Source organism: Mesorhizobium caraganae, assembly GCF_016836705.1.
In the GTDB taxonomy this organism is placed as follows: Bacteria; Pseudomonadota; Alphaproteobacteria; order Rhizobiales; family Rhizobiaceae; genus Mesorhizobium; species Mesorhizobium caraganae.
In genome coordinates this window covers 1,086,353-1,110,243 of sequence record NZ_JAFCGY010000001.1, presented here as the reverse complement: position 1 = coordinate 1,110,243, position 23,891 = coordinate 1,086,353, and the positions used below count along the sequence as shown (strand labels likewise).

The 23,891-nt window shown below is 62.8% G+C and carries 20 protein-coding genes, 1 pseudogene and 1 riboswitch; of the genes and pseudogenes, 13 read left to right on the top strand and 8 right to left on the bottom strand.

What is annotated here, in order from left to right; translation table 11 throughout:
* The first annotated feature begins 181 nt into the window (after nt 1-181).
* The 6 genes from JQK88_RS05475 (at nt 182) to JQK88_RS05450 (ending at nt 6,199) form a co-directional block, all read left to right on the top strand.
* A complete protein-coding gene (locus tag JQK88_RS05475; protein ID WP_192249344.1) occupies nt 182-949 on the top strand; it encodes a L,D-transpeptidase in 768 nt (255 codons plus the stop codon).
* Between the two features lie 99 nt (nt 950-1,048).
* Entirely contained in the window at nt 1,049-2,215 is a 1,167-nt protein-coding gene (locus JQK88_RS05470) for a diphosphate--fructose-6-phosphate 1-phosphotransferase (RefSeq protein WP_112565578.1), read from the top strand.
* Complete coding sequence (locus JQK88_RS05465) at nt 2,215-2,964, top strand: MBL fold metallo-hydrolase (protein WP_203277686.1); 750 nt, start codon at nt 2,215-2,217, stop codon at nt 2,962-2,964. The genes JQK88_RS05470 and JQK88_RS05465 overlap by 1 nt, the downstream gene beginning before the upstream one ends.
* A 226-nt stretch (nt 2,965-3,190) precedes the next feature.
* Complete coding sequence (locus JQK88_RS05460; RefSeq protein WP_203277685.1) at nt 3,191-4,717, top strand: DegQ family serine endoprotease; 1,527 nt, start codon at nt 3,191-3,193, stop codon at nt 4,715-4,717.
* A gap of 127 nt (nt 4,718-4,844) precedes the next feature.
* The gene (locus JQK88_RS05455; protein ID WP_192249336.1) at nt 4,845-5,456 is read left to right on the top strand and encodes a molybdopterin-dependent oxidoreductase; all 612 of its coding nucleotides are present in this window, start codon (nt 4,845-4,847) and stop codon (nt 5,454-5,456) included.
* Nucleotides 5,453-6,199 carry an FAD-binding oxidoreductase gene (locus JQK88_RS05450; protein WP_192249333.1) on the top strand — a complete coding sequence of 249 codons (747 nt, stop codon included), beginning with the start codon at nt 5,453-5,455 and terminating at the stop codon, nt 6,197-6,199. Before JQK88_RS05455 ends, JQK88_RS05450 begins: the two co-directional genes overlap by 4 nt.
* 14 nt (nt 6,200-6,213) lie before the next feature.
* Here JQK88_RS05450 and JQK88_RS05445 read toward each other — a convergent pair whose 3' ends face one another.
* Both JQK88_RS05445 and JQK88_RS05440 read right to left on the bottom strand, forming a co-directional pair.
* Complete coding sequence (locus JQK88_RS05445) at nt 6,214-7,314, bottom strand: FAD-binding oxidoreductase (protein WP_192250030.1); 1,101 nt, start codon at nt 7,312-7,314, stop codon at nt 6,214-6,216.
* A 78-nt stretch (nt 7,315-7,392) separates the two neighbouring features.
* Entirely contained in the window at nt 7,393-8,640 is a 1,248-nt protein-coding gene (locus JQK88_RS05440) for an aromatic ring-hydroxylating oxygenase subunit alpha (RefSeq protein WP_203277684.1), read from the bottom strand.
* A 117-nt stretch (nt 8,641-8,757) separates the two neighbouring features.
* A riboswitch (cobalamin riboswitch) is annotated at nt 8,758-8,960 on the bottom strand.
* 501 nt (nt 8,961-9,461) lie between these two features.
* Between JQK88_RS05440 and JQK88_RS05435 the strand changes: the two genes are divergently transcribed.
* The 3 genes from JQK88_RS05435 (at nt 9,462) to JQK88_RS05425 (ending at nt 10,300) form a co-directional block, all read left to right on the top strand.
* Entirely contained in the window at nt 9,462-9,665 is a 204-nt protein-coding gene (locus tag JQK88_RS05435; RefSeq protein WP_192249327.1) for a DUF680 domain-containing protein, read from the top strand.
* Between the two features lie 80 nt (nt 9,666-9,745).
* Nucleotides 9,746-9,949: a DUF680 domain-containing protein gene (locus JQK88_RS05430; RefSeq protein ID WP_192249324.1), complete on the top strand. Its 204-nt coding sequence runs from the start codon at nt 9,746-9,748 to the stop codon at nt 9,947-9,949.
* Nucleotides 9,950-10,072: 123 nt separating this feature from the next.
* A complete protein-coding gene (locus tag JQK88_RS05425; protein WP_192249321.1) occupies nt 10,073-10,300 on the top strand; it encodes a DUF680 domain-containing protein in 228 nt (75 codons plus the stop codon).
* A 174-nt stretch (nt 10,301-10,474) separates the two neighbouring features.
* On the opposite strand, the gene JQK88_RS05420 is transcribed toward JQK88_RS05425, so the two are convergent.
* The 5 genes from JQK88_RS05420 to JQK88_RS05400 all read right to left on the bottom strand — a co-directional run bounded on the left by JQK88_RS05420 (nt 10,475) and on the right by JQK88_RS05400 (nt 17,063).
* A complete protein-coding gene (locus JQK88_RS05420) occupies nt 10,475-11,587 on the bottom strand; it encodes an ABC transporter ATP-binding protein (RefSeq protein ID WP_192249318.1) in 1,113 nt (370 codons plus the stop codon).
* A gap of 65 nt (nt 11,588-11,652) precedes the next feature.
* Nucleotides 11,653-13,314 carry a beta-galactosidase BglA gene (bglA, locus tag JQK88_RS05415; RefSeq protein ID WP_192249315.1) on the bottom strand — a complete coding sequence of 554 codons (1,662 nt, stop codon included), beginning with the start codon at nt 13,312-13,314 and terminating at the stop codon, nt 11,653-11,655.
* A 5-nt stretch (nt 13,315-13,319) separates the two neighbouring features.
* Entirely contained in the window at nt 13,320-14,474 is a 1,155-nt protein-coding gene (locus JQK88_RS05410) for a carbohydrate ABC transporter permease (RefSeq protein WP_192249312.1), read from the bottom strand.
* Nucleotide 14,475: 1 nt separating this feature from the next.
* Nucleotides 14,476-15,489, bottom strand: a complete 1,014-nt coding sequence (locus tag JQK88_RS05405; protein WP_192249309.1) for a carbohydrate ABC transporter permease — start codon at nt 15,487-15,489, stop codon at nt 14,476-14,478.
* Between the two features lie 218 nt (nt 15,490-15,707).
* Nucleotides 15,708-17,063 (bottom strand): ABC transporter substrate-binding protein, encoded by a 1,356-nt coding sequence (locus JQK88_RS05400; protein ID WP_192249306.1) that lies wholly within the window; start codon nt 17,061-17,063, stop codon nt 15,708-15,710.
* A 362-nt stretch (nt 17,064-17,425) separates the two neighbouring features.
* Here JQK88_RS05400 and JQK88_RS05395 point away from each other — a divergent pair, with 362 nt between their 5' ends.
* The 3 genes and pseudogenes from JQK88_RS05395 to JQK88_RS05385 all read left to right on the top strand — a co-directional run.
* Complete coding sequence (locus tag JQK88_RS05395) at nt 17,426-18,448, top strand: substrate-binding domain-containing protein (protein ID WP_203277683.1); 1,023 nt, start codon at nt 17,426-17,428, stop codon at nt 18,446-18,448.
* Nucleotides 18,449-19,020: 572 nt separating this feature from the next.
* Entirely contained in the window at nt 19,021-20,046 is a 1,026-nt protein-coding gene (locus JQK88_RS05390; RefSeq protein WP_192258389.1) for a hydroxyacid dehydrogenase, read from the top strand.
* 43 nt (nt 20,047-20,089) lie between these two features.
* A pseudogene (locus JQK88_RS05385) lies at nt 20,090-20,374 on the top strand (substrate-binding domain-containing protein); the annotation flags it as partial.
* Between the two features lie 898 nt (nt 20,375-21,272).
* Here the strand turns inward: JQK88_RS05385 and JQK88_RS05380 are convergent.
* Nucleotides 21,273-22,109 carry a coiled-coil domain-containing protein gene (locus JQK88_RS05380; protein WP_192254995.1) on the bottom strand — a complete coding sequence of 279 codons (837 nt, stop codon included), beginning with the start codon at nt 22,107-22,109 and terminating at the stop codon, nt 21,273-21,275.
* A gap of 575 nt (nt 22,110-22,684) precedes the next feature.
* Here JQK88_RS05380 and JQK88_RS05375 point away from each other — a divergent pair.
* Complete coding sequence (locus JQK88_RS05375) at nt 22,685-23,827, top strand: amidohydrolase (protein WP_192254997.1); 1,143 nt, start codon at nt 22,685-22,687, stop codon at nt 23,825-23,827.
* Nucleotides 23,828-23,891: the final 64 nt, after the last annotated feature.

The following is a 23,891-nucleotide window of genomic DNA, read 5'->3' as shown; positions in this document are numbered from 1 at the left end:
GGGAATGTAAAGAGCCATCTCAAAAAATGCGCGGCGTGCCGTTTCGCGCGGCGACGTAGGCATACAGGGTATAGGGTTAAGGCAAGCCTGAAGACCTTCACCCTTTTTCAACCATGTTTGGCGAAACTGCGTGCTATCCGGCCGGACCGTGTTTCCCGCCGACAGCGTAGGGTTTGGGTGCATGCGTGAGTTGCCGCAGAATCTGACGCCGCCTGCAAATGGCGACGCAATCGAAACCGAACATCTTTATTCCCGCCGCTTCATCCTGTCGGGCGCCGGCGCCATGGCGCTGCTCGGCATGGCCGGCTGCAGCACCGCGACGCTCGAACTGCCGCAGCTGCAGCTGGACGACACGGTCACCGGCTCGGTGCGGCCGATCCGCCCCGCAATCAGTGTCGACAAGAACATCACTGGCCCAGACGTCATGTACGCCGCACTGACCGACGGCGGCTTCGAGGTGCCGGCGGTGCCCTATCAGAAGGTCAAGCCGGAGTTCCGCCGGCAGATTGTCGTCAACGAGACCGGCGAGGCGCCCGGCACCATTGTCGTCCATCTGCAGGAGCGCAAGCTCTACCTCGTGCAGGAGGGCGGCGACGCCATCCGCTACGGCGTCGGCATCGGCAAGGACGGCTTCCGCTGGTCCGGCCGCGCCAACATACAGTACGGCAAGGAATGGCCTACCTGGACGCCGCCGCCGGAAATGATCCAGCGCAAGCCGGAACTGGTGAAGTGGCAAAATGGCCAGCCCGGTGGCCTCACTAATCCGCTCGGTGCGCGTGCCCTCTACATCTATCAGGATGGCAAGGACACGGGCTATCGCATCCACGGTTCGCCCGAATGGGCGAGCATTGGCCAGGCGATGTCGTCGGGCTGCGTCCGCCTGATCAACCAGGACATCATCGACCTCTACAGCCGCGTTTCCAAGAAGAACCCGGTCGTCGTCGTCTGATCCTTCTGCGGCGGTTTGGCGCCACTCGAAACTCTCGTTGCGCGATGCGGCAAGCTAGGCCAAGGTGCCTGAAAACCATCGCGCCGGGAGACAGCAAGCATGGCTGGAACTTTTGTCATCGCACAGGGCGGCGGCCCGACTGCCGTCATCAACCAGACGGTCGTCGGCGCCACGCTGGAAATCCGCAAGCGCCATCCCGGCGCCAAGGTGCTGGGCTCCATCCATGGCGTGCGCGGCATTCGTGACGGCAACTATGTCGACCTGTCGGCCATCCCCGAGGATCGGCTGCGGCTGATCGCCGGAACGCCGAGTGCCGCCCTCGGCTCGACGCGCGACAAGCCGGATGCCGCCTATTGCGAGGTCATCCTCAATGGCCTGAAGAAGGCGGGCGCCGACGCCTTCATCTACATCGGCGGCAACGACACGTCGGGCACGCAGCAGATCCTGACCGACGCCGCCGGCGGCAGCATCGCATTCGTGCATGCGCCAAAAACCATCGACAACGATCTCGAGGAGAACGACCACACGCCGGGCTTCATCTCGGCGGCCGAATTCGTTGCCGGCGCCTTCCTCTCCGTCGATCTCGATTTCCGCGCGCTGCCCGGCATCTATGTCGGCATCGTCATGGGCCGGCATGCCGGCTTCCTCACCGCCGCAGCCGCCGCCTGGCAGCTCGATCCCGACAGCGGCCCGCATCTCGTCTACGTGCCGGAACGGCCATTCTCGGCCGCCGGCTTCATCGACGATGTGCGCGCCTCGCTCGACCGCCACAAGCGCTGCATCGTCGCCGTCTCCGAAGGCGTCAGCACGGCCGACGGCAAGGCGCTGGTCGAGAGCCTGGTGCCGCCGGATAAGCTCGAGCGCGACGCCCATGGCAACGTCAAGCTGTCGGGCAGCGACCTGCCGGCCGCCCTCGAGCGGGCTCTCGCCGAAGGCCTGCCGGGCAAGCGTGCCCGCGTCGATGCACTCGGCTACATGCCGCGCGGCTATATCGGGGCGATCAGCGCCGTCGACGCGCAGGAGGCCTTCGACGCCGGCGCCTTCGCGGTTGCCGTTGCCGGGGAAGGCGGCGGCTCGGTGGCGCTGCAGTATGACGGCACGAAGACGGTGCTGAAGAAGGTGCCGCTCAAAAACGTCGCCGGCAAGACGCGCCATATGCCAGACGATTTCATGAAGCCCGACGTCAACCAGCTGTCGGAAGCCGGCATGGCCTATTTGAAGCGGCTGGTGCCGGAAAAATACAAGGTCGGAAAGCCCTTCGTCTGATGGGCGACCGTTTTGGCGGCGAGCGTGTCGTCGGTGACTGGTTCAGCAAGACCGTCGTCGACGCCAGCACAACGATGCTGACCGAACCGTTCGTGCATGATTTCGTGCGCGCGAACATCTGGCATTTTAGGGGACGCGATGCCGACCTGCTGGTCGACACCGGCATGGGCCTCTGCCCACTGGCGCCTGAGATCGATACGCCGCGGGGCAAGCCGCTTATCGCTGTGGCCACCCACATCCATCTCGACCATGTCGGCTCGCTGCACGAGTTTCCGCTGCGGGCCGGGCCGCGGCACAGCGCCGAACATTTCGAGACCATGAACGAGCAGGTGACCTACGCCTACATGTTCACCAATCTCGACGGCGCCGTGTCGAAATTGCCGATGCCAGGCTGGACGGCGGCCGACTACAAGATCCCGCCGGCGCCGTTGACGCGCACACTGGACGAAGGCGACATCGTCGACCTCGGTGACCGGCAGTTCCGCGTGCTGCATTTGCCCGGCCATTCCCCGGATTCGATCGCGCTCTTCGACGAGGCGGACGGCCTGTTCTTTGCCGGCGACGCCATCTACGATTCCATGCTGGTCGACGACCTGCCGGATTCCTCCAAACCCGACTATCGCCGCACCATGCAGCGGCTCATCGAGCTGCCTGTCCGCCTCGGTCATGGCGGCCATGGGCCGAGCTTCGATGGCAATCGAATGCGCGAGATCGCTACCGCTTATCTCAGACGCACAGAAGGGCGTTGAGGGTGGCTTGCCCGCCGTCTAACGAAAATGTGAGTGGAAATTAAATCTTCGTAAGGTGGCGCAAAAACCCTAAATCGGGCCGATCCCTACCCTAGATGCAGGGCTGTCGATCCGGCCGGCTGCCATGCCAGGCGAGACGGGCAACCGCGACCGCCGACACGCCGATGGCCGATTCTCTCCCGGAACGGCCACGGTGCCGGATCATCTCTCGCCCGGACAAACGACCATGTCAGACATAATTCGCAGACATCGCGTCGCGGCCTTGCTGGGCGCTGCGCTGATCGTCGGTCCCTTCGTCGCGTCTTTCGCCCAAAGTGCTGGCTCCACAGTTGCCACCACCCAGACCCCTGTCGCCGGGATAACGGCCCCCAACGGCTCCTTCGCCCCAATCGTGGCCGTCGACAAACCTGCGGTGGTGACGATCACCACCGTCATGAAGGCGCAGCCGCAAGACATGAGCGAGGAACAATCTTTCGGCGGCAATTCGCCCTTCGACGACTATTTCCGCCAGTTCTTCGGCGACCAGGGCATCCCGATGCCGAAGACGCCGCCACAGCAGGCGCAGCGTGCCGAGGCGCTTGGTTCCGGCTTCATCGTCGACGCCGACGGCACCATCGTCACCAACAACCACGTCATTGACGGCGCCACTTCGATCAAGGTGACGCTCGACGACGGCACCGAACTTCCCGCGAAGCTGGTCGGCCACGACGCCAAGAACGACCTCGCCGTGCTCAAGATCAAGGCCGACAAGCCGCTGCCGACGGTCAAATGGGGCGATTCCGACAAGCTCATGCCGGGCGATCAGGTGCTCGCCATCGGCAATCCGTTCGGCATCGGCACCACGGTCACCGCCGGCATCGTTTCGGCGCGCGGCCGCGACCTCAACAGCGGGCCGTTCGACGATTTCATCCAGATCGACGCCCCGATCAACCACGGCAATTCTGGGGGCCCGCTGGTCGATGTCGCCGGCAATGTCGTCGGCATCAACACGGCGATCTATTCGCCCAATGGCGGCAGTGTCGGCGTCGGCTTCGCCATTCCATCGGACCAGGCGCAGAAGGTCGTCGCCAAGCTGATGAAGGGCGGCAACATCCAGTACGGCTATCTCGGCGTGCAGATCCAGCCGGTGACGCCCGATGTGGCGGGTGCGGTCGGCCTCGACCATCCCGGCGGCGCGCTGGTCTCCGAGGTCACCGAGGGATCGCCGGCGGCGAAGGCCGGCATCAAGACCGGTGACGTCATCACCAGCTTCGCCGGCGAGGCGATCAAGGATCCCAAGGACCTGTCGCGCGCCGTCGCCGATGTCGCGCCGGGCGCAAAGGAAACGCTCGACGTCTGGCGCGGCGGCAAGACGGTACAAATATCAGCCGATGTCGGCCGCAACAGCGACGATGTGAAGACCGCGTCGACCGAGGGAGACAATCAAAAGCCCTCGGCCGGCCAGGCGCTTCGCGTTCCCTCGCTGGGCCTGGGCCTGACCGATCTTACGCCTGATATCCGCGAGGAGCTAAACCTGGCGTCCAACCAACGCGGCGCCGTGGTCGAGCGCGTCAATCCGGACAAGGCGGCCGCCAATGCCGGCCTGCAGCCGGGCGATGTCATTGTCGCCGTCGACCAGTCTCCGGTGCGCAACGCAAGACAGGCCAACCAGGCGATCGCCGAGGCGGGCAAGTCGGGCCGGAAGTCGGTGCTGCTTTTGGTCGATCGCGGCGATGCGCAGATCTTCGTAGCCGTACCCTTCGCCGCCGGCTAAGGCATGATGCGGCAGGCTCGCCGGCACCGCCGGTAAGCCTGCCGCCCCGCGCCGCCAAAATTCCTGTTGCCCGTGGCGGCATCTTCGAGAACACTGCAGCTGCATCCCAGCAGACGGACAGGTCCCGATGGTCACTCGCGGTTTTTCTTCCGGTCGAAAGCCTCCAACGGAAACCGACACGCGCATCCCGCCCGGGCAATATCTGGAACAGGGTTTTCCGGTCCTGTCCGCCGGGCCAACGCCGCGCGTGCGCACCGAGGATTGGTCGTTCACGCTCAAGCACGGCCCGCGCCCGATCAAGAAATGGAACTGGGCCGAGTTCAACCAGCTGCCCTTGACCAAGATGACGCGCGATATCCATTGCGTCACCGCCTGGACCAAGTTCGATACGGCTTGGCAAGGCGTGCTGGTCGACGACATTCTTGCCGATGCCGGCATAGAAGCGCCGACCGGCTTCCTGCTGGCGCATGGGTATGATGGCTACACCACGAACGTGCCGGCCAAGGATCTCACCACCGGCAAGGCGATGGTGGCGCTGCTTTATGAAGGCAAGCCGATCACGGCCGACCATGGCGGGCCGGCGCGGCTGCTGGTGCCGCATCTCTATTTCTGGAAGTCGGCCAAATGGCTGAACGGTCTGCAGTTCACCGAACGCGACGAGCCGGGCTTCTGGGAATTGCGCGGCTATCACATCTATGGCGATCCGTGGCGTGAGCAGCGCTATAGCGGCGATCCATGAGCGAGGCATCGGCGCCGCTATCGCCCTGGCAGACAGCCAGGATCACCCGCATCGAAAAGCGCACGCCGCGCGTCACCAGTTTCTTCTTCGCGTTGTCGCGACCTTTCGCCTATCGCGCCGGGCAGCATGTCGACGTCCGGCTGACGGCGCCTGACGGCTATCAGGCGCGCCGTTCCTATTCCATCGCCTCGGCGCCGGAGAGCGGCGCCGCGATCGAGCTGGCGATCGAAAAACTCGACGACGGCGAGGTTTCGCCCTTTTTCCACGAGGTGGCGGCGGTCGGCGACGAGATCGAGCTGCGCGGACCGCTTGGCGGCCATTTTGTCTGGTCCGACAGCGATGGCGGGCCGCTGCTTCTGGTCGGCGGCGGCTCCGGCGTGGTGCCGCTGATGGCGATGGTGCGTCACCGGACCTTGCGCAAATCGGCGGTGCCGGTCGCGCTGATGTTTTCGGTGCGGGTCTGGGACGAGGTGATCTTCCGCGACGAGCTGATCAGCCTCGACGACCGCCGCGACGGTTTCGACCTGGTGCTGACGCTGACGCGCGAGGCCGCACAGCGTCCGTCCGACTATTCAAGGCGCATCGACACGGCAATGGTCATGCAGGCGCAGGCGCGGCTGCCGCAACCGCCGGCGCTCGCCTTCGTCTGCGGCGCGAACGCCTTCGTGTCGGCGGCCGCCCAGGCGCTGATCGACGCCGGCATATCAGCGGACATCATTCGCACCGAGCGCTATGGCGTCTGAGCGGGCGGCGCCGCTCAAGCCTCGATTTCCAGCGCCGACAGCGGTTTCGAGCAGCAGGCAAGGATGAAGCCGTCATCGATCTCGTGGTCGAGGATGCCGCCATTGTGGCTCATCTCGACAGCGCCGGAGACCTTCTTCACCTTGCAGGTACCGCACAGGCCGAACTCGCAGGCGGCTGGTATCCGCACGCCCGAGGCGCGCGCCGTCTGCAGCACGGTCTGGCCGGCGACGCAATCGGCGTCGACCTCCGAAAGCGAGAAGCGAATCGGCGTCACGGCTTCGGCAGGAGCGGTGATGCCTTCTTCAGCGGGAGACGCAAACGGCGCCGGGATTTCCTCCACCGCGGGCGCGGCAAAGCTCTCCTGATGATATTTCATCATGTCGAAGCCGGCGGCATCCAGCATGCCGCGCACGGCGCGCATGAAGGGATCGGGACCGCAGCAAAAGATCTCGCGCTCGCGGAAATCGGGCGCCAGCAAGGGCAGCCGGATCGCGTCGATGCGGCCCATATGGCCGTACCAGCCTTCACGGCTCGAGCGTTCCTCGATCATGAAGCCGAGCGACAGGCCGGGCATATGACCGCCGAGCAGTTCGAGTTCCTTGCGGAAGATGATCTCTTCCGCACGCCGCGCGCAATTGACGAAGCCGACATCTGTCCATGGCGCGCAGTCGTTCAGCCAGCGCAGCATCGACATCATCGGCGTCACGCCGGAGCCGGCCGAAATGAACAGATATTTGGCCGCAGGGTGGCTGTGCAGCGAGAAGTCGCCAGCCGGTCCATAGGCCTTGACGTGCGAGCCGGGCGTCAGATGGTCGAACATCCATCGCGTGCCGATGCTGCCCGGCTGGGCCTTGACCGTCACCGCGATCGAGAACGGCCGCGACGGCGACGACGACAGCGTGTAGGTGCGCATCAGCGGCCCGTCCGGTGTCGGCAGCTCCAGCGTCACGAACTGACCCGGCTTATAGCGGAACCAGGTCTGGTTGTCGGAGCGGAAGGTGAAGGTCTTGACGTCAGGCGCCTCGTCGCTGACGCCGATCACTTCCAGCACCTGCAGCCTGTCATTCCACGGCGCCATCTGGTCGAGATGGCGATAGAGCCCAAGATCCGTCATCGCATTCATCCCTCTGTCCTTTTTGCTCTGCTCATGTCGTGATCCCAAAACCGCAATACACTTTTGGGCGACATGAGCTCACGCGACGCTGCGCAGCGCCGGCCGGCCGCCTTCGGCAAGGCGCGGACCGATGAAGGCTGCGTACCATTCGACGAACTGGATCACGCCGCCCTCATGCAGCTCCGAATAGGGGCCCGGTTCATAGGCCGGAGACAGGATGCCGAAGGCGTTTTCCTCGACGATGCGGCGGTCCTGATCGTTGGTCTCGGTCCAGACATGCGTGAGTTCGTCGATGGTGTAGTCGACGCCCTCGACCGCATCCTTGTGCACCAGCCACTTGGTCGTCACCGCGGTTTCGGTGGCGCTGATCGGCAGCACCCGGAAGGTCACTGCATGGTCGATGAGGATGTGGTTCCAGGTCGTCGGATAGTGGTAGTGCATCAAGGTGCCGATACGGTCGGCGGCAACAGTGTCGGAGAGGTTCTTCGTCACCGCGCGCTTTCCCGTCATCGTGTAGCTGACGGCATCGCGCAGCAGCGGCGCGCGGGTGGCGCGGTATTGTCCGGCCGGATCGATGCGGAATTTGCTCGGCAGGCCCGCCGCTTCGCATTTCGCCCAATGCGCCAGCATTTCGGGGTCGCTGTCGGCACCCTGCACGCCGGTTACCGTCGGCGCTTCCGGGAAGGTCTTGCAGAGTTCGGGATGGTTGCCGGCGCAGTGGTAGCACTCGCGGTTGTTTTCCCAGACCAGCTTCCAGTTGCCCTTCTCGACGATGGTCGATTCGAAAGCGATCTTGGCTTCGCTCAGCCGATGCGGCTTGAGGTAGGGCTCGATCATGGCCCGCATCGGCGCGAAGTCTGCGGGTTCTTTCGCCAGGCAGATGAAGATGTACCCGGCCACGCTTTCGCAGGCGACCGGCTTCAGCCCGAACTGGCTCTTGTCGAAACCCTCGGCCATCTGGCGGGCGAACAGCAGTCGGCCGTCGAGCTCGTAGGTCCACTGGTGATAGGGGCAGACGAGCTTTGCCGCCGTGCCTTTCTCGGTGTTGCAGACGCGGCTGCCGCGATGGCGGCAGGAATTGTGAAAGGCGTTGATGTTGCCCTTCTGGTCGCGGACGAGCACCACCGGATAGTCGCCGATCTGCACGGTGATATAACTGCCGGGCTTCGGCAGTTCGCAATCATGGCCGACGAACAGCCAGTCGCGATACCAGATCAGCTCCATGTCGAGCTTGAAATAGTCCGGGTCGGTATAGAAGGGTTGCTCGAGCGAAAAGCCTTGCTTGCGGCCATTCAAGAGCCTCAGCATGTCGTTGCGCGCATCCATAGTTCTGTCCTCGTGGTTTAAGGACTGAACTTGGTGGTGATGGAGGAAGGATCGGCCGCGGGCCGGCAACACGCCGGGCATGCGCTATCCACCTCTTGACCGCCCACCGCGATCAGTCGAGTTCAAGCATCTCGGGCTGGTTTCCGGGCTCTGGAGTTGTCCTTGCGGACGATCGCGACACCTTCCCAGGCTTCTCGCCCAGTGGTCTCCCGTTGCGACTTGAACTCCACCACCGTTGCGGGGGCAGCGCCGGATTCTGACCGGCTTCCCAATTCTCCGCTCCGTCGTCACGAAGCGGCACCTGAGATGGGATCATCTAACCACGGCAGCGATCGCGACATCGGCATGAAAGCGACATCGTCTCCATGCGGCGCGACACGCGCGACAAACGCGGCGGCAGACGATAGTGGGGCTGACGATGTTGTTTTCGGGGCGGATCGCGGCCCTCGCAAATCACCTCGAATCAGACTGCCGACCAAGCGAAAACACGTCAACGGTATCGAAAAGTGACTATTAGCAGTTTCTAAAATCGAACCGAACGGTTCGTTTCTGTTGACAATGCGTGCAGGACGGTGTGAACGCTGACGCCCGGACACACTCGGTGAGCCAGACAGCATGGTCACATAAGCCTTTGTATTATTTACATAAAGCAAGATGATAGGCATGCTTATCAAAATTACAAGAGGTGAAATCATAGCCCAGCCGGAACAACTTCGTGATTGGAAACCAGCCTATGGCTTTCCCACATCGGGGCTGTCCGAACGACGCGAATTGCTCCCACCACACGCCGCTAGACGGACAGCAAAACTGGAGTACTAAAAATGAAAAAGATAATCCTTACTGCCGCCGCCGTTTTGGCCATCACCGGCAGCGCCTTCGCTGGTAGCGACAATTATGGTTCCAATGGTGCGAACCAGCCCGCTGCCGCGGCTGACAGCTCGTATACGGCTTCCATTCAGAAGTCGGCGCCCGCTGACAAGCAGCCCGTCGTTCAGGGCAGCGACCGCAACCTCTTCGGCCGTTAACAGCTGATCCCGATCCAAACAGAAGCGTGGCGGCCTGTCCGCCGCTCTTGGGATCTCGAAGAAATTCAGGAGTATTTAAAATGAAAAAGATCATCGTTGCTGCCGCCGCCGTTCTGGCCGTTTCCGGCAGCGCTTTCGCCGCCAGTGACAACTATGGTTCGAACGGCGCCAACCAGCCTGCGGTTACGTCGACCGATAGTGGCCACACGGCTTCGGTTGCGAAGTCGGATTCGGCTGCTCAGGCCCCCGCACAGGGCGCCGACCGTAACCTCTTCGGTCGCTAACAGACGATCGGGATCTGACCTCAGAGTTTTTCGAACAACGATCCCAGTCGAACATCGAACAAGCTGCAGAGCGGCGTGATCACCAGCCGCTCTGCCACATGATGAAAATTCAGGAGACTTGACATGAAGAAGATCGCTCTTGCTGCCGCTGCGCTTTTGGTTGCCGCCGGCAGTGCTTATGCCCGCAACGACAATGTCGGCTCTAGCGCCGTCGACAACCAGGCGACCGTCAACGTCGACAACACCCGGACGTCGTCGGTGCCCAACACCGGCTCGCCGGTCTACTCGTCGGGCGACGTACAGAAGTCCGCCCCGCAAGGCAGCGACCGGAACCTCTTCGGCAATCGCTAGAACGTTTCACCGTTTCACAGAAACGGCGAACCGCTCTATCTGTTTGTTTTTCGCAATTCCCGAACGGAAAACCGCTGACACTTTTCCTGGAATTGCTCTAACAGCCGAAGTTTGAAAAAAGAGCGGCGGGCCTGGCCCGCCGCTCTTTTTTCATGCCGATGCGACGCGCCGATCTCAGGCCGCCTTCACTTCCACCGGCTTGAGCGAGAAGGAATGCCCGTCGGCGTCGAAGATGTGCAGGTCGCCGGCATCCGCAGTCAGCCGCAGCTTCGCCCCGCGCTTGACCTCGACATTGCCGGGCAGCTTGGTCACAAGCGGCAGGTCGGCGCGGCCGATGTCGACATAGACCAGCTGGACCTCGCCGAGCTGCTCGACATAATCCACCACGCCTTCGAACAGATACTCCGTGCCGGTGGCGACCGACAGATCTTCCGGCCGCACGCCGAAGCTGACTGCCGCGCCCTTGGCAGACGCCGGCGTCGCAATCGGCACCGTTGCCTTGCGGCCGCCGACATGGCTGACGATGGTCGGGTCGCCGGTCTTGTCGATTGTCGCCGGCAAGATATTCATGGCCGGCGAGCCGATGAACTGGGCGACGAACAGATTGCCGGGCTTCTTGTAGAGGTCCATCGGCGTGCCGACCTGCTCGATATGGCCATCCTTCAGCACCACGATGCGGTCGGCCAGCGTCATCGCCTCGACCTGGTCGTGGGTGACGTAGATCATCGTCGTGTTGGGCATCGATTCCTTGAGCTTGGCGATCTCGATGCGGGTGGCGACGCGCAGTGCCGCGTCGAGGTTCGACAGCGGCTCGTCGAAGAGGAACACTTTCGGGTTGCGCACGATGGCGCGGCCGATGGCGACGCGCTGGCGCTGGCCGCCCGACATCGCCTTGGGCAGACGGTCGAGATATTTGGTCAGCTGCAGGATCTCGGCTGCCTGCCGTACCCGTTTGTCGATCTCGGCCTTGCTTTCCTTGCCGATCTTCATCGAGAACGCCATGTTGTCGTAGACGGTCATGTGCGGATAGAGCGCATAGGACTGGAACACCATGGCGATGCCGCGCTTCGAAGGCGGCACATCGTTGACCACCTCGCCGGCGATCTTCAGCTCACCGGAGGTGATCTCCTCAAGCCCCGCGATGGACCTCAGCAAGGTCGACTTGCCGCAGCCAGACGGGCCGACAAAGACGATGAACTCACCCGACTTTATGTCGAGGTCGATGCCATGGAGAATGTGCAGATTGCCGTATGATTTCTTCACTTGTCTCAGCGTGACATCGGCCATGATTTCCTCCCAGTGATTTCCCTAGAGAACCCAGACTTCCTCAAGAAATTCCGTTTCGTCAAAACTCAGTCGATGCGCCCGAACCAGGCGCCGTAGCCGCCGAGGCGGATCGAACCTGTGCCGGATTGTCCCGAAAAACCGTGCCCGGCCAAGGGCTGCAGCGCCTGGCCGAGATCGACCTCGGCCGGCCTGCTGCCCAAATTGAAGACGCAGACGATCTGCTCATTGCCCTCACGGCGGGTGAAGGCGACGGTGTCGCCCTCACTTTCGATGAATTCGATGTCGCCTTTGGCCAGCGCCGGATGCTGACGGCGGAAGCCGAGAAAGCGCCGGTAGTGCTCAAGCAGCGAGGCGGCGTCGCCCTGCTGCACGTTGACCGCCTGCGACAAATGCTTGCCCGGTACCGGCAGCCAGGGCTTGGCCGTCGAGAAGCCGGCATTGCTGGCGGTTGCATCCCACACCATCGGCGTGCGGCAGCCGTCGCGGCCCTTGAATTCGGGCCAGAAGCGGATGCCATAGGGGTCCTGCAGATCCTCGAACTTAAGCTCGGCTTCGCCCAGCCCAAGCTCCTCGCCCTGATAGAGGCAGACCGAACCGCGCAGCGACATCAGCAGCGCCGAGATCACCTTGAGATAGGCCGCCGGATCGGCCTCATCGGCAGCCCAGCGCGAAGCCGGACGCATCACGTCATGGTTGGAGAAGGCCCAGCATGACCAGCCGTCGCTGGCGACCTTTCCGAAGGCTTCCAGCACCTGACGCACCTTGGCGGCGCTGATCTTTTCCGGCGCCAGGAAGTCGAAGGAATAGCACATATGGACGCGCTTGCCGCCGGCCGTGTAGGCGGCCACCACTTCCAGCCCACGCTGCGAATCGCCGACTTCGCCGACGGCGGCGGTCGCCGGATATTCGTCGAGCAGCGCCCGGAACCGTTCGAGGAAGGCAAGGTTCTCCGGCCGGCTCTTGTCGTAGAGATGGTCCTGGTAGTTGTACGGATTGACGGCGGGTGCGGTCTGGTCGTTGCGCTCTTCCGGCGGCAGCGGCGGGTTGTTCTCCAGCCCCTGGCTGTGGAAGTAGAAATTGATGGTGTCGAGGCGAAAGCCGTCGACGCCGCGCTCCAGCCAGAAGCGGGTGACGTCGAGCAGCGCGTCCTGGACTTCCAGATTGTGGAAGTTGAGGTCCGGCTGCTCGGACAGGAAATTATGCAGATAATACTGCTGGCGGCTTGTGTCCCACTGCCAGGCCGAGCCGCCGAAGATCGACAGCCAGTTGTTGGGCGGCGTGCCGTCCGCCCGGGCGTCGGCCCAGACATACCAGTCGGCCTTCGGGTTAGCCCGATTGGCGCGGCTTTCCTTGAACCATGGATGGATGTCGGCCGTGTGCGACAGCACTTCGTCGATCATCACCTTGAGACCGAGGTGATGGGCTTCCGCCACCAGCGCGTCGAAATCGGCGAGCGTGCCGAACATCGGATCGACGTCGCAATAGTCCGAGACATCGTAGCCGAAATCCTTCATCGGCGACTTGAAGAAGGGCGAAATCCAGATGGCATCGACACCCAGCGAGGCGATGTAGGGCAACCTGCGGATGATGCCCTTGAGGTCGCCTATGCCGTCGCCATCGGAGTCCTGGTAGGAGCGCGGATAGATCTGGTAGATCACCGCGCCCCGCCACCAGTCGCGATCGACGGCGAGATCGGGTTTCGAGGTCGCCTTCAAAGCGGATTGCATCAGTCTCAACCTCCTTTGACCGAGCCGGCCAGCAGCCCGCGGACGAAATAGCGCTGTAGCGAGAAGAACACGATCAGCGGCACGATGATGGTGACGAAGGCCGATGTCGTCAGGATCTCCCAGTCGCCGCCGCGCGAACCGAGCAGCGCATTGAGCTTGGCGGTCAGCACGATCTGATCGCCCTCAGTACCGAGGAAAACCATCGCCACCAACAAATCGTTCCAAACCCACAGGAACTGGAAGATGGCGAAGGAGGCCAGCACCGGGAACGACAGCGGCAGCACGATCTTGACGAATATCTCGAAATCGCTGGCGCCGTCGATACGCGCCGATTCCATGATCTCGCGCGGCAGGCCGGCAATATAGCTGCGCAGGAGATAGATGGCGAAGGGCAGGCCGAAGCCGGTATGCGCCAGCCAGATGCCGAGATAGGTTTTCGACGGCACGCCGAAGAAAGTGCCGACGCCGTTGTAGAGTTTGAGCAACGGGATCAGCGACATCTGCAGCGGCACGACCAGCAGGCCGATGATGACGGCGATCAGCAGCGCGCGGCCGGGAAAGCGCATCCAGGCCAGCGCATAGGCGGCGAAGGCCGCGATCAGGATCGGGATGACGGTCGCCGGAATGGTGACGGTCAGCGAGTTCATGAAGGAGCGGCCGATGCCTTCGGAAAACAGCACCGTGTTGTAATTGTCGGTGGTGAATTTCGGCGGCGCCGACGAGGCATAATAGACGCGCTGGCCGCGGTCGCCCTCAAAGGCTTTCGGCGACGACATGACGAACGTGCCGTCGGCATTGAGCTGCAGGGTAACGCCATCGCCGAGATCGGCAGTCGTGCCGGCCGGATATTGCGTCGGTGCCGCCGACTTGACGCCGAAAGCGCTGATGTTGCGGGCGGCAGCGTCGCCGAAGATGTTGCCGGCAAGCACGAATTTGCCGTCCTTCTCGACCTGCGCCGAGGCAGCCGGCAACCGGCCGGCTTCGGTCTGGGTGGAACTGGAGAACGAATTCCACCAGCCCGAGGCGATGATCTGGTCCTTGTCGCGCAGCGAGGAGACCAGGATGCCGAGCGTCGGCACGGTCCAGATGGCGACGAAGATGAGCACGGCGATGTGGACGCCGAAACGGCTGGCAAAGGATTTTCCGGTTGCGACGGCCATCTCAATGTCCTCCCGTCTCTTTGTTCGCCTGGCGAATGTTCCAGACCATGATCGGGATGACCGCGATCATGATGATGATGGCGATGGTGGCGCCGCGCCCGAAATCACCGCCGCCGCGGAACATCCAGTCGAACATCAGATTGGCCAGCACCTGGCTGTTCCATTGGCCGTTGGTCATGGTCAGCACGATGTCGAACACTTTCAGCACCAGGATGGTGATCGTCGTCCAGACCACGGCAATGGTGCCCCAGATCTGCGGCACCATGATCTTCCAGAAAATCTGGAACGGATTGGCGCCGTCGATGACCGCGGCTTCGAGCGTCTCCTCCGGAATGCCGCGCAGCGCCGAAGACAGGATGACCATGGCAAAGCCGGTCTGGATCCAGATCAGGATGATCATCAGGAAGAAGTTGTTCCAGAACGGCAGAGATATCCAGACCTGCGGCTGGCCGCCGAAATACTGGATGATCGAGTTGAGCAGGCCGATCTGCACCTGGCCTTCGCCGCGATACTCGTAGATGAATTTCCAGATCACGCTTGCGCCGACGAAGGAGATCGCCAGCGGCAGGAAGATCAGGCTCTTGGCGATCGTGCCCCACCAGATCTTGTCGGTGAGCACGGCGATGATCAGCCCGAGGAAGGTACACGCCGCCGGCACCACCGCCAGCCAGATGATGTTGTTCAGGATCGAGTTGCGGAACTCACGGTCGCCGAACGCCCATTCATAATTGGCGAAGCCGACAAAATGCTGGCCGCCGCGGTCGAGGAAGGACAGCCAGAGCGTCGCCACCACCGGATAGATCAGATAGACGGTAAGGATGATCATCGCCGGGCCGACGAACAGCCACGGACGGACCAGCCCTTGCCGGCGCAGATTGTCGATGGCCGCGGCCCCGGCGACGCCGCGCGACGGGAAAATCAGGTCGACCAGCTTGTTGGCGCCCCAGAAATAGGCGACGCAGCCGCCGACGCCGATGATGATGACAAAAATGGCCGATAAGATCTGAGCAGCCATGGGTCCCTCTCCCTGCGCATGATCGGCCGGGCTTTGAACAGCCCTGGCGATGTGGCAATGCGCCGATTTAAGTTATTCGGAACGAACGAACGCAAATCGGTCCGGCGTACGGCGCCGGTCGGATCCGGGCCAACAAGGCCCGGATCCAGTCTGTGGAGGAAGTCCTGAATTTGCAGCCAAAGCGGCTGCTGACTCGCCGCTCACTGCTTGGCCGCTGATTACTTGATCGCGTCCCAGCTCTTCTGGATGTCGGTTGCGACATCCTGGGCCGACTTGCCGCCGACCAGATCGATCATGCCGGTCCAGAAGGCGCCGGCGCCGATCTTGCCCGGCATCAGGTCCGAACCGTCGAAGCGGAAGGTCGAGGCATTGGCGAGGATTTCGCCCTGCTTCTTCAGCGCGTCGCTGGCATAGGCATCCTTGTTGACCGACTTGAGCGGCGTCACGAAGCCGCCCTGGGCCATCCAGATTTCATGCGCCAGCGGCATCTTCAGGAATTCGATGAAGGCGCGCGCGCCCTTCGAATCCTTGGTGATCATGGCGAGCGTACCGGCGCCGAGCACGGGCGTGCCCAGTTCAGGCTTGGACGCATAGGGCGGGAAGTAGAAGAAGTCGGCATCCTGGCCCACCTTGGTGCCTTCCGGGAAGAAGGTCGGGATGAACGACGCCTGATGGTGCAGGTAGCATTTCGGCGGCACCGAGAAGAGGCCCTTGGGGCTGTCGCGGAAGTCGGTCGCGGCAACCGCCTTGGCGCCGCCATCGACCATCTTGTCGTCGGTGGCGATCTTGCCGAAGATGTCGATGGCGTTGACCACCGCCGGGTCGTTGAACGGGATCTCGTTCTTCACCCACTTGTCGTAAACGTCCGGCGCCTGGGTGCGCAGCATGATGTCTTCGACCCAGTCGGTCGCCGGCCAGCCGGTGGCGCCGCCCGAGCCGAGACCGATGCACCACGGCGTGCCGCCGTCCGCGATGATCTTCTTCTCGAGGTCGGCAAGCTCTTCCTGGGTCTTGGGAACCTTGTAGCCGGCTTCCTCGAAATTGTCCGGCGAGTACCAGACCAGCGATTTCACGTCGGCCTTGTAGGGGAAGGCGAAGAAGCCCGGCTTGCCGTCCTTGTCCTTGAAGGTGCCGAGGTCGACCCATGACTGGCCGGCGCCGTAATTGTCCTTGACCCATTTGGCGGTGTCGTCGCCGAGCGGCGTCAGCAGGCCCTTGGAGGCCAGATCCTGGATCAGGCCCGGCTGCGGCAGCACGGCGATGTTGGGCGGGCTGCCGGCCTGGGTGTCGATGACGATCTGCTGTTCGTAATTCTCCGACGAGGAGTATTTGATCTCGGCGCCGGTGGCTTCCTGGAAATACTCGAGAACCGTGCGGATGAGACCTTCGTCCTCGCCGCGCCAAGGTCCGAAGATGGTCAGCGTCTCGCCCTTGAGATCGACCTTTTTCAACTCTTCGTAGTTGGCCCAGTTGAAACGCTTGTCTTCACCCGGCTTGAATTTCAGTTCGGCTTGCGCCGGCAGGCTCAGGGCGAGCGTTGCAAACGCGGCGCCAAGCAGAAGCATCTTCTTCATCGCATTCCTCCCAGTGGTCACATACACCCGGACGGAACCTCCATTCCGCCCGCCGACGCCGCAGGACTGTGACTCACTCGGAAAGGAACCGCAACCTTTCGAAAGAGTCTTCCAAAGCGCTTTGGTCTTTTTGATCTCGCCATTGAATCCAACGGAAGTCAAGAGGGTAGCGGGCTAATCGATTTAATTTCGGGTTGCAGCACTTGATAAAGTGCACTGCAGCATAGTTTTTTGGCGATGCAGCAGCGTATTATGCTTCAAACTGGCCGGACCAGTGCGTATGGTCCCATGGTTCGGCAGCGCCCTTCATGGCGCCGTGCGGATCCAAAATTAAAAGCGCTTTGAGGCTTGGAGGCCTCCCAGTGAACCTGAAACAGCTTTCCCATATGCTGGCTCTGTCGCAGACAACGGTCAGCCGTGCGCTGAACGGCTATCCGGAGGTTAACGAGGAAACCCGCCGGCGCGTGGTGGATGCCGCCAAGCGCCACGGCTACCGGCCCAACCCGAGCGCGCGCCGGCTGGCGACCGGCAAGACCGGCATGATCGGCTATGTCCTGCCGACCGGCGCCTCGGTCGATATCGATCCGCATTTTGTCGAGTTCCTCTCCGGCCTGGGCGACTATGCCCGCTCGCACGAACTCGACCTCGTTCTGTCGCCGGCAGACGCCGACGACCAGGAGACCACCTATCGCCGCATCGTCGCCAACCGCCAGGTCGACGCCGTCTACATCTCCTCGCCGCGGCCGGCCGACCGGCGGGTGGCGCTGGTCAACACGCTGGGCATCCCCTTCATCGTCCATGGCCGCAGCGACGGCTTCGATTTCGACTATCCGTTCACCGACATCGACAATGAGGGCGCCTTCCACGAGGCGGCCCGGCTGCTGGTGCAGCTCGGCCATCGCCGGCTGGCGCTGATCAATGGCGACGACCGCGAGACCTTCGCCATCCACCGCGAGCGCGGCATGCGCCGCGCGCTGGCCGCCCGCGGCCTGACACTCGGCGAGCGCCATGTCTGCTCGGTGACGATGACCGAGGAGAACGGCTATCGCGCCGCGCGGCGCCTGCTCGAACAGAGCGAACCGCCAACCGCGATCGCCTGCTCCAGCCTGATCATGTCGCTCGGCGTCGTGCGCGCGGTGCGCGACCTTGGCCTGACCATTCCCGGCGACCTGTCGCTGATCGCCCATGACGACGTCTTCCCATGGCTGAAGCCGGAGAATTTTTCCGTTCCGCTGTCGACGACACGCTCGTCGATCCGCCTCGCCGGGGCCCGCATCGCCGAGCGGCTGGCGGCGCGCATATCGGGGCTGGAAGAGGGGGCGCGCGGCGAAGTCTGGCCGGTCGACCTGGTGGTCAGGGGCTCGGTGGCAGGCGCGCCGGGTTAGGGGGCAGAACTCAATCACCTGTAGCGATCGAACTCGACCCAAAGCCTACGTCCGTCTTCCACGACGCGAATGGCCCCAACGCGCTTAACATCAGCCGTTGAGCAGACATACTTGCGTCCCGGAAACCGGACGCGATGCACTCCTGCTCCTGGCGCGATGGGGGTTGGGGGACCAGATCGTGCTCGACGGCACTGACAGCGTACTTCGCGCCTCGACCAACGCCGTCAACTGAGGCGGAGATATTCCCGCTATAGCCAGGAAAAGTGAATGCAGGACCTCTGCTGCGCTATTTTTTTGGACGGTCGTGTGCGAGGCTTAGGCCGTGGGTCCGATATGCCCCAGGAAAGAAGCATGCTTAAGATGCGTTGCGCCTCTCCGGCAGCGATCGCGGTTGAGCACTCAAGCCGTTGCCCGGCAACGCGGCGACTGCGCACGCATCTGTCCAACACCTGCCAGCGCTTCGTCCGCGGCCGACGTACCAACCAGCCCGGACGCGCTTCGAAGCGGATTGAAATCGGCAAGAACTGTTCCGTCGGGACAATTCGAAGGTATTCGAGGAGATCGCCACCATCATGAGCGCTCAAGGCTTGCCCAGGGTTCTCGCATTTGAACGCTACGACCCGACTGACGCCTCGCTAGACTGGCTGCGCGAGCGTGGGGTCAACGTCATTTTCGGCAATGCGCTCTGGGAAATGCCGTTCAAGCGCTTCACCGAGGATGAGCTGATTGCCAAGGCACATGGCTGTGTCGCCTTGATGGGGGCAAGCGGCACCCGCATCACCAGGCGCGTGATGCAGGCGCTTCCGGATCTGCGCTACATCTCAAAATATGGCATTGGCGTCGACAGCATCGACATCGACGCCGCCACCGAGCACGGAATTCTGGTTTCGAGTACGCCGAACGATTTTCAGATCTTCACGGTCAGCGAGCACGCGGTCGCCCTGATGCTGGCGGTTGCCAAACGACTTGGCACGTGGACGCCCGAATTCATGCGGCGCGGCGGGTGGCGCGGCCTGACACATGGCGCGACGCTGCGCGGCGCCACCGTCGGCATCCTCGGCCTGGGCCGCATCGGCCGTGGCGTGGCGCAACGGCTGTCGGGCTGGGAGGCTCGCATCCTTGCCTATGATCCCTTCCTGAAGGAAGCGCCTCCAGGCATCGAACTCGTTGACTTCTCCACCCTGGTGGAGCAATCCGACTTCCTGACGCTGCACGCAACGCCGAGCCCGGATAACCATCACATCCTAAACGCTGCCGCGTTCGCGAAGATGAAACCGTCAGCTATCGTCGTGAACACCGGGCGCGGATCACTGATCGACTACACGGCCCTGCGAGCAGCGCTGGCCAATGACCAAATCGCGGGTGCGGCTCTCGACGTGTTCGACCAGGAGCCGCCGAAGACCGACGATCCGCTGTTTTCGCTACCCAACGTCTTGTGCACACCGCATGTCGCCGCCTGGACGACTGAAGGAACTCAGGCCATCGGCTGGCATGCGGCCAAGAACCTGTGGGCGATGATGAGCGGCGAAGGACATGCCGATATCGTCAACCCGCAAGCCAGGCAGCGCAGGAGTGCGGCCTTGCTCGGCGACGTGTGATTCCACGAGACTGCACCATGCAGCCCCTTGATGCCCTTGCTCATCCAGCCTGATCATGTCGCTCGGCGTCGTGCGCGCGGTGCGCGACCTTGGCCTGACCATTCCCGGCGACCTGTCGCTGATCGCCCATGACGACGTCTTCCCATGGCTGAAGCCGGAGAATTTTTCCGTTCCGCTGTCGACGACACGCTCGTCGATCCGCCTCGCCGGGGCCCGCATCGCCGAGCGGCTGGCGGCGCGCATATCGGGGCTGGAAGAGGGGGCGCGCGGCGAAGTCTGGCCGGTCGACCTGGTGGTCAGGGGCTCGGTGGCAGGCGCGCCGGGTTAGGCCGGAACTCTCGATGGCTGGCAGCGACCATAGTTCGACCCGAAGTTGCCCTCTGTCGTCGAGCCGATAGGCGCTCGCTATATTACCGCGGTGACCCTTCCCCCCGCGTCGAGGCGACATATGACTCTCGCCTGTCGCACTTGGATTTTGCCTTGGCGTGCGTACTGTATTCGCACCTCGATCGGCGCCATCAACGCAGCGTGACGTTGGCGCATTGGACCGGCACTCACCGCCGACACACGCAAGGCGCCAAGCGGCGTTGCGGCAGACACGATCGCCGCGCGGCAGGCGCTCACGACTGCAGGCGTCGTCCCGGGTTTCGCTTTCAATGATGCCAGGAGCCCAAAGGCATAGCCCGTGATAATCCTATCGAGCTCGCCGTGCCCGGCTTTGGAGGGCTTGAGGGTAGATGGCAGGTCGATGGTGCGTGTGGCGCTATTGGCCGAAACAACGGCAGTGTTGTCTGGGGCTCGGCTGACGCTAGTATCCGTCGCAGCAGCAGACGGGTTGCCGGTACCTGTCGATACGCCTCCGCTTGTGCTGCCCCCATTACCGCCAGCATCGATGCCTACGCCGAGCGCCCCTTTGTCTGTGCCGACCGATGCTCCAACGCTTGTTCCGCCCACACCGTCGACGCTCGCACCGACCCCGACAGAGACGCCTTGTCGACCGGCGCTCACTCCAGCACCGACCCCGACAGAGACGCCTTGTCGACCGGCGCTCACTCCAGCACCGACCCCGAGACCGCCGACCTTACCGCCAACACCCACGTCGAGGGCCGAGGCCGGTCCAGTGGCTACACCGACAATCAGGGCGACTGCCACGTATCTGTACATTGCGGGATTCCTCCTGCGGCATAGGTTTAGGCCCACCCCCGTTGCGCTCTTTGTTTTCACGATCAAGGGCCCTGCGGGGTGGGGAGCAATGCATCGGGGAGGGTGATGGTCGTCGCCACCAGCACCCGTTTTGACGATTTTTGAACCTTCTTGTTTTTCTCCTGCAACCCCCGTTGACGCGCCGGTTGGCTTGCACTTGGACCTGCCGCGACCCGCGCTTCGGTTGCTTGCTCGATACGCGCGGTGCGACGCACACCTTGCGCTTTGACTAGCTCGATCGCCTTACGCGCGGCGCTGAGGTTGATGGCCATGCCGATGACCTTTTCGCGCGCCTGCTCCAAGGCAGCGCTCAGCTCGGCAGAAATCTGCTTGGCCGCGTCGCGTTCCTGGCGGGCACCGTCGAGATCACGCGCGGCTGACTCCGTCCGCGCGCGCTCCAGTTTCAATGCGTCGTTAGCCTGCTCTAAAGCAGCCTCGGCCAGCTGTCGGCCCTTCGCGGCATCGGCCAGGTCGACCGCAGCCAAGTCTGCGCTTTTCTTATTGGCGTCGCTGGCTTGGCGGGCCATGGCGAGTTCGTGTTCGGAGAGCTCAGCCCTGTGCAGCTCCTGATCAAGCGCCCGGTTCGCCTGGGCCAGGGAAACTGCCATGGAATGGCGCGCTTCATCCAAGAGAATGGCTTTGGCTTGCAAGCCTTTGATGACGCGGCGCGCCGCTTCCAGATCGAGTGTGAGGGCTTCGTCTCGTCGGTTCGCTTCCTTCAAGGCCTGTCCCTGCTTGGCCGCAGTGTCAGCAGCTATACGCGCCTGCTCGTTGGCGTTGCGTTCGGCGCGCTGCATCAAGTCCAGTTGCGCTTTTGCCGCCGCCAATTCGCCGTGCGCCGCCTTGAGCTTCTGCTGCATTTCGGCCCCATCGTTTGCCGGAGATATCAGCCAGAGCAGCAATATGCATACGGGAATGGCGCTCCATCTCCAGTGGCGCATGCTAAAGTGAACCCAGCCCGGGCGCGTGTCGTCCTCGAACTCTGAAGGTGATCTACCTCTGAACATCAATGGCGCGACCCTCGCTGCTAGTTATTCTCACCAAACTCGTGAGCACACCATTGCGGCCGTGCTTGCAGTGAGCAATTTCAGCATGCCAGTTCACCTCGTATAGACCCGGTTTGACCGAGGGGAAACTTGCACTATGTGAGGTTGTTCCCATTGTGTGCGCCAAGTACCTAATAGGGCTTAGGCGTCGTCTCCATAAGGAGTAACATCACGGACTTTCACAGTGCGATCTCACCTCGGAGGGCGACGTCCGTGGAATACAGATAGGAAGGTCGGCGCGAGACGTGTTGAAGCCGGGACAGATCACAGCCGGTCGCCGGAGCGCCGGTCTAGGATCAAGACCAACCAGTCTCGACGGTCGCGACGCCTTCTTGGAGGTGCTTTTTCTGTGCGATGGTCGAAGGCGTGACAGAAGGATTTCGCGGATCATGTACGACGAGATCATTGCCTGGCGCCGTGATCTGCACGCACATCCCGAACTCCAATATGAGCTACCGCGCACCTCGTCATTCGTAGCCGACAAGCTGAGGGCGTTTGGCTGCGACAGCGTCACCGAGGGTGTCGGCATCAGCGGTGTCGTCGGCGTCATTGCGGGAAAAAGCCGGCCCTCCGGCAAAGTGATCGGTTTGCGCGCCGACATGGACGCGCTGCCGATCGAGGAAACGACCGGCCTTTCCTACGCATCGCAGATCCCTGGCAGGATGCACGGATGCGGCCATGACGGACATACGGCGATGTTGCTGGGCGCCGCAAAGGCGCTCGCGGAGACGCGCAATTTCGACGGCACGGTGGTGCTCATCTTTCAGCCCGCCGAAGAAGGCGGCGCCGGCGCGAAAGCCATGTGCGATGACGGGCTGATGAGCCGCTGGGGCATCGAGAAAGTGTTCGCCCTGCACAACGAGCCAGGTCTGCCGATCGGCCATTTCGCCACCCGCACCGGGCCGTTCGGCGCTGCCGTGGCCAGCTTTCGGATCACCATCGAAGGCAAGAGCGCTCACGCGGCCAGCCCGCAGGCGGGCGTCGACACGCTGCTCCCCGCTGCCAACATTCTGGTAGCCTTGCAAACCATCATTGGGCGCAATGTCCATCCGTTGAAGAGCGGGGTCATAAACATCGGCTCACTGAATGGCGGTCTGTCGGGAGTGGGTGTTCCCCAATCGACGCTGATGCGCGGCACCGTGCGCTGGTTCGATCCCGAGGTCAGGGACATGATGCAGCAGCGCATCACCGAGATCTCGGAGGGTATAGCCCCGTCCTACAGGGCGGTCGCGACAGTCAAGTTCAGGAACCTCTATCCGGTGGTCGTGAACCATCCGGCCGAAACCGCACTGGCGGCGACGGCCGCGCGCGGCGTCACGGCAGCCGTCGATTCCGAGCATCCTCAGCTCATGGGGTCCGAGGATTTCGCGTTCATGCTTGAAGAGCGGCCCGGCAACATCGCGCTCATCGGCAATGGCGACACTGCCGGCTTGCATGACGCGTCATACGATTTCAACGACGCGGCAATTCCCTATGGGGTCTCGTACTGGACGCGTCTGGTCGAGACGGCAATGCCGATAAACTCCGCATAGAAGGCCTGTGAAAGTTCGGAGCAGTGGGTCGTGGGACAACGGTCTGCCTGGCCCTGTCCTTGAT

What these genes read in the sequence shown, in the direction of transcription:
- JQK88_RS05465 (WP_203277686.1), top strand. Translation starts at nt 2,215, where the DNA reads ATGGGCGACCGTTTTGGCGGCGAGCGTGTCGTCGGTGACTGGTTCAGC.
- JQK88_RS05460 (WP_203277685.1), top strand. Translation starts at nt 3,191, where the DNA reads ATGTCAGACATAATTCGCAGACATCGCGTCGCGGCCTTGCTGGGCGCT.
- JQK88_RS05410 (WP_192249312.1), bottom strand. Translation starts at nt 14,474, where the DNA reads ATGGCCGTCGCAACCGGAAAATCCTTTGCCAGCCGTTTCGGCGTCCAC.
- JQK88_RS05375 (WP_192254997.1), top strand. Translation starts at nt 22,685, where the DNA reads ATGTACGACGAGATCATTGCCTGGCGCCGTGATCTGCACGCACATCCC.
- JQK88_RS05390 (WP_192258389.1), top strand. Translation starts at nt 19,021, where the DNA reads ATGAGCGCTCAAGGCTTGCCCAGGGTTCTCGCATTTGAACGCTACGAC.
- JQK88_RS05405 (WP_192249309.1), bottom strand. Translation starts at nt 15,489, where the DNA reads ATGGCTGCTCAGATCTTATCGGCCATTTTTGTCATCATCATCGGCGTC.
- JQK88_RS05435 (WP_192249327.1), top strand. Translation starts at nt 9,462, where the DNA reads ATGAAAAAGATAATCCTTACTGCCGCCGCCGTTTTGGCCATCACCGGC.
- bglA (WP_192249315.1), bottom strand. Translation starts at nt 13,314, where the DNA reads ATGCAATCCGCTTTGAAGGCGACCTCGAAACCCGATCTCGCCGTCGAT.
- JQK88_RS05380 (WP_192254995.1), bottom strand. Translation starts at nt 22,109, where the DNA reads ATGCAGCAGAAGCTCAAGGCGGCGCACGGCGAATTGGCGGCGGCAAAA.
- JQK88_RS05475 (WP_192249344.1), top strand. Translation starts at nt 182, where the DNA reads ATGCGTGAGTTGCCGCAGAATCTGACGCCGCCTGCAAATGGCGACGCA.
- JQK88_RS05425 (WP_192249321.1), top strand. Translation starts at nt 10,073, where the DNA reads ATGAAGAAGATCGCTCTTGCTGCCGCTGCGCTTTTGGTTGCCGCCGGC.
- JQK88_RS05430 (WP_192249324.1), top strand. Translation starts at nt 9,746, where the DNA reads ATGAAAAAGATCATCGTTGCTGCCGCCGCCGTTCTGGCCGTTTCCGGC.
- JQK88_RS05440 (WP_203277684.1), bottom strand. Translation starts at nt 8,640, where the DNA reads ATGGATGCGCGCAACGACATGCTGAGGCTCTTGAATGGCCGCAAGCAA.
- JQK88_RS05450 (WP_192249333.1), top strand. Translation starts at nt 5,453, where the DNA reads ATGAGCGAGGCATCGGCGCCGCTATCGCCCTGGCAGACAGCCAGGATC.
- JQK88_RS05400 (WP_192249306.1), bottom strand. Translation starts at nt 17,063, where the DNA reads ATGAAGAAGATGCTTCTGCTTGGCGCCGCGTTTGCAACGCTCGCCCTG.
- JQK88_RS05455 (WP_192249336.1), top strand. Translation starts at nt 4,845, where the DNA reads ATGGTCACTCGCGGTTTTTCTTCCGGTCGAAAGCCTCCAACGGAAACC.
- JQK88_RS05445 (WP_192250030.1), bottom strand. Translation starts at nt 7,314, where the DNA reads ATGACGGATCTTGGGCTCTATCGCCATCTCGACCAGATGGCGCCGTGG.
- JQK88_RS05420 (WP_192249318.1), bottom strand. Translation starts at nt 11,587, where the DNA reads ATGGCCGATGTCACGCTGAGACAAGTGAAGAAATCATACGGCAATCTG.
- JQK88_RS05470 (WP_112565578.1), top strand. Translation starts at nt 1,049, where the DNA reads ATGGCTGGAACTTTTGTCATCGCACAGGGCGGCGGCCCGACTGCCGTC.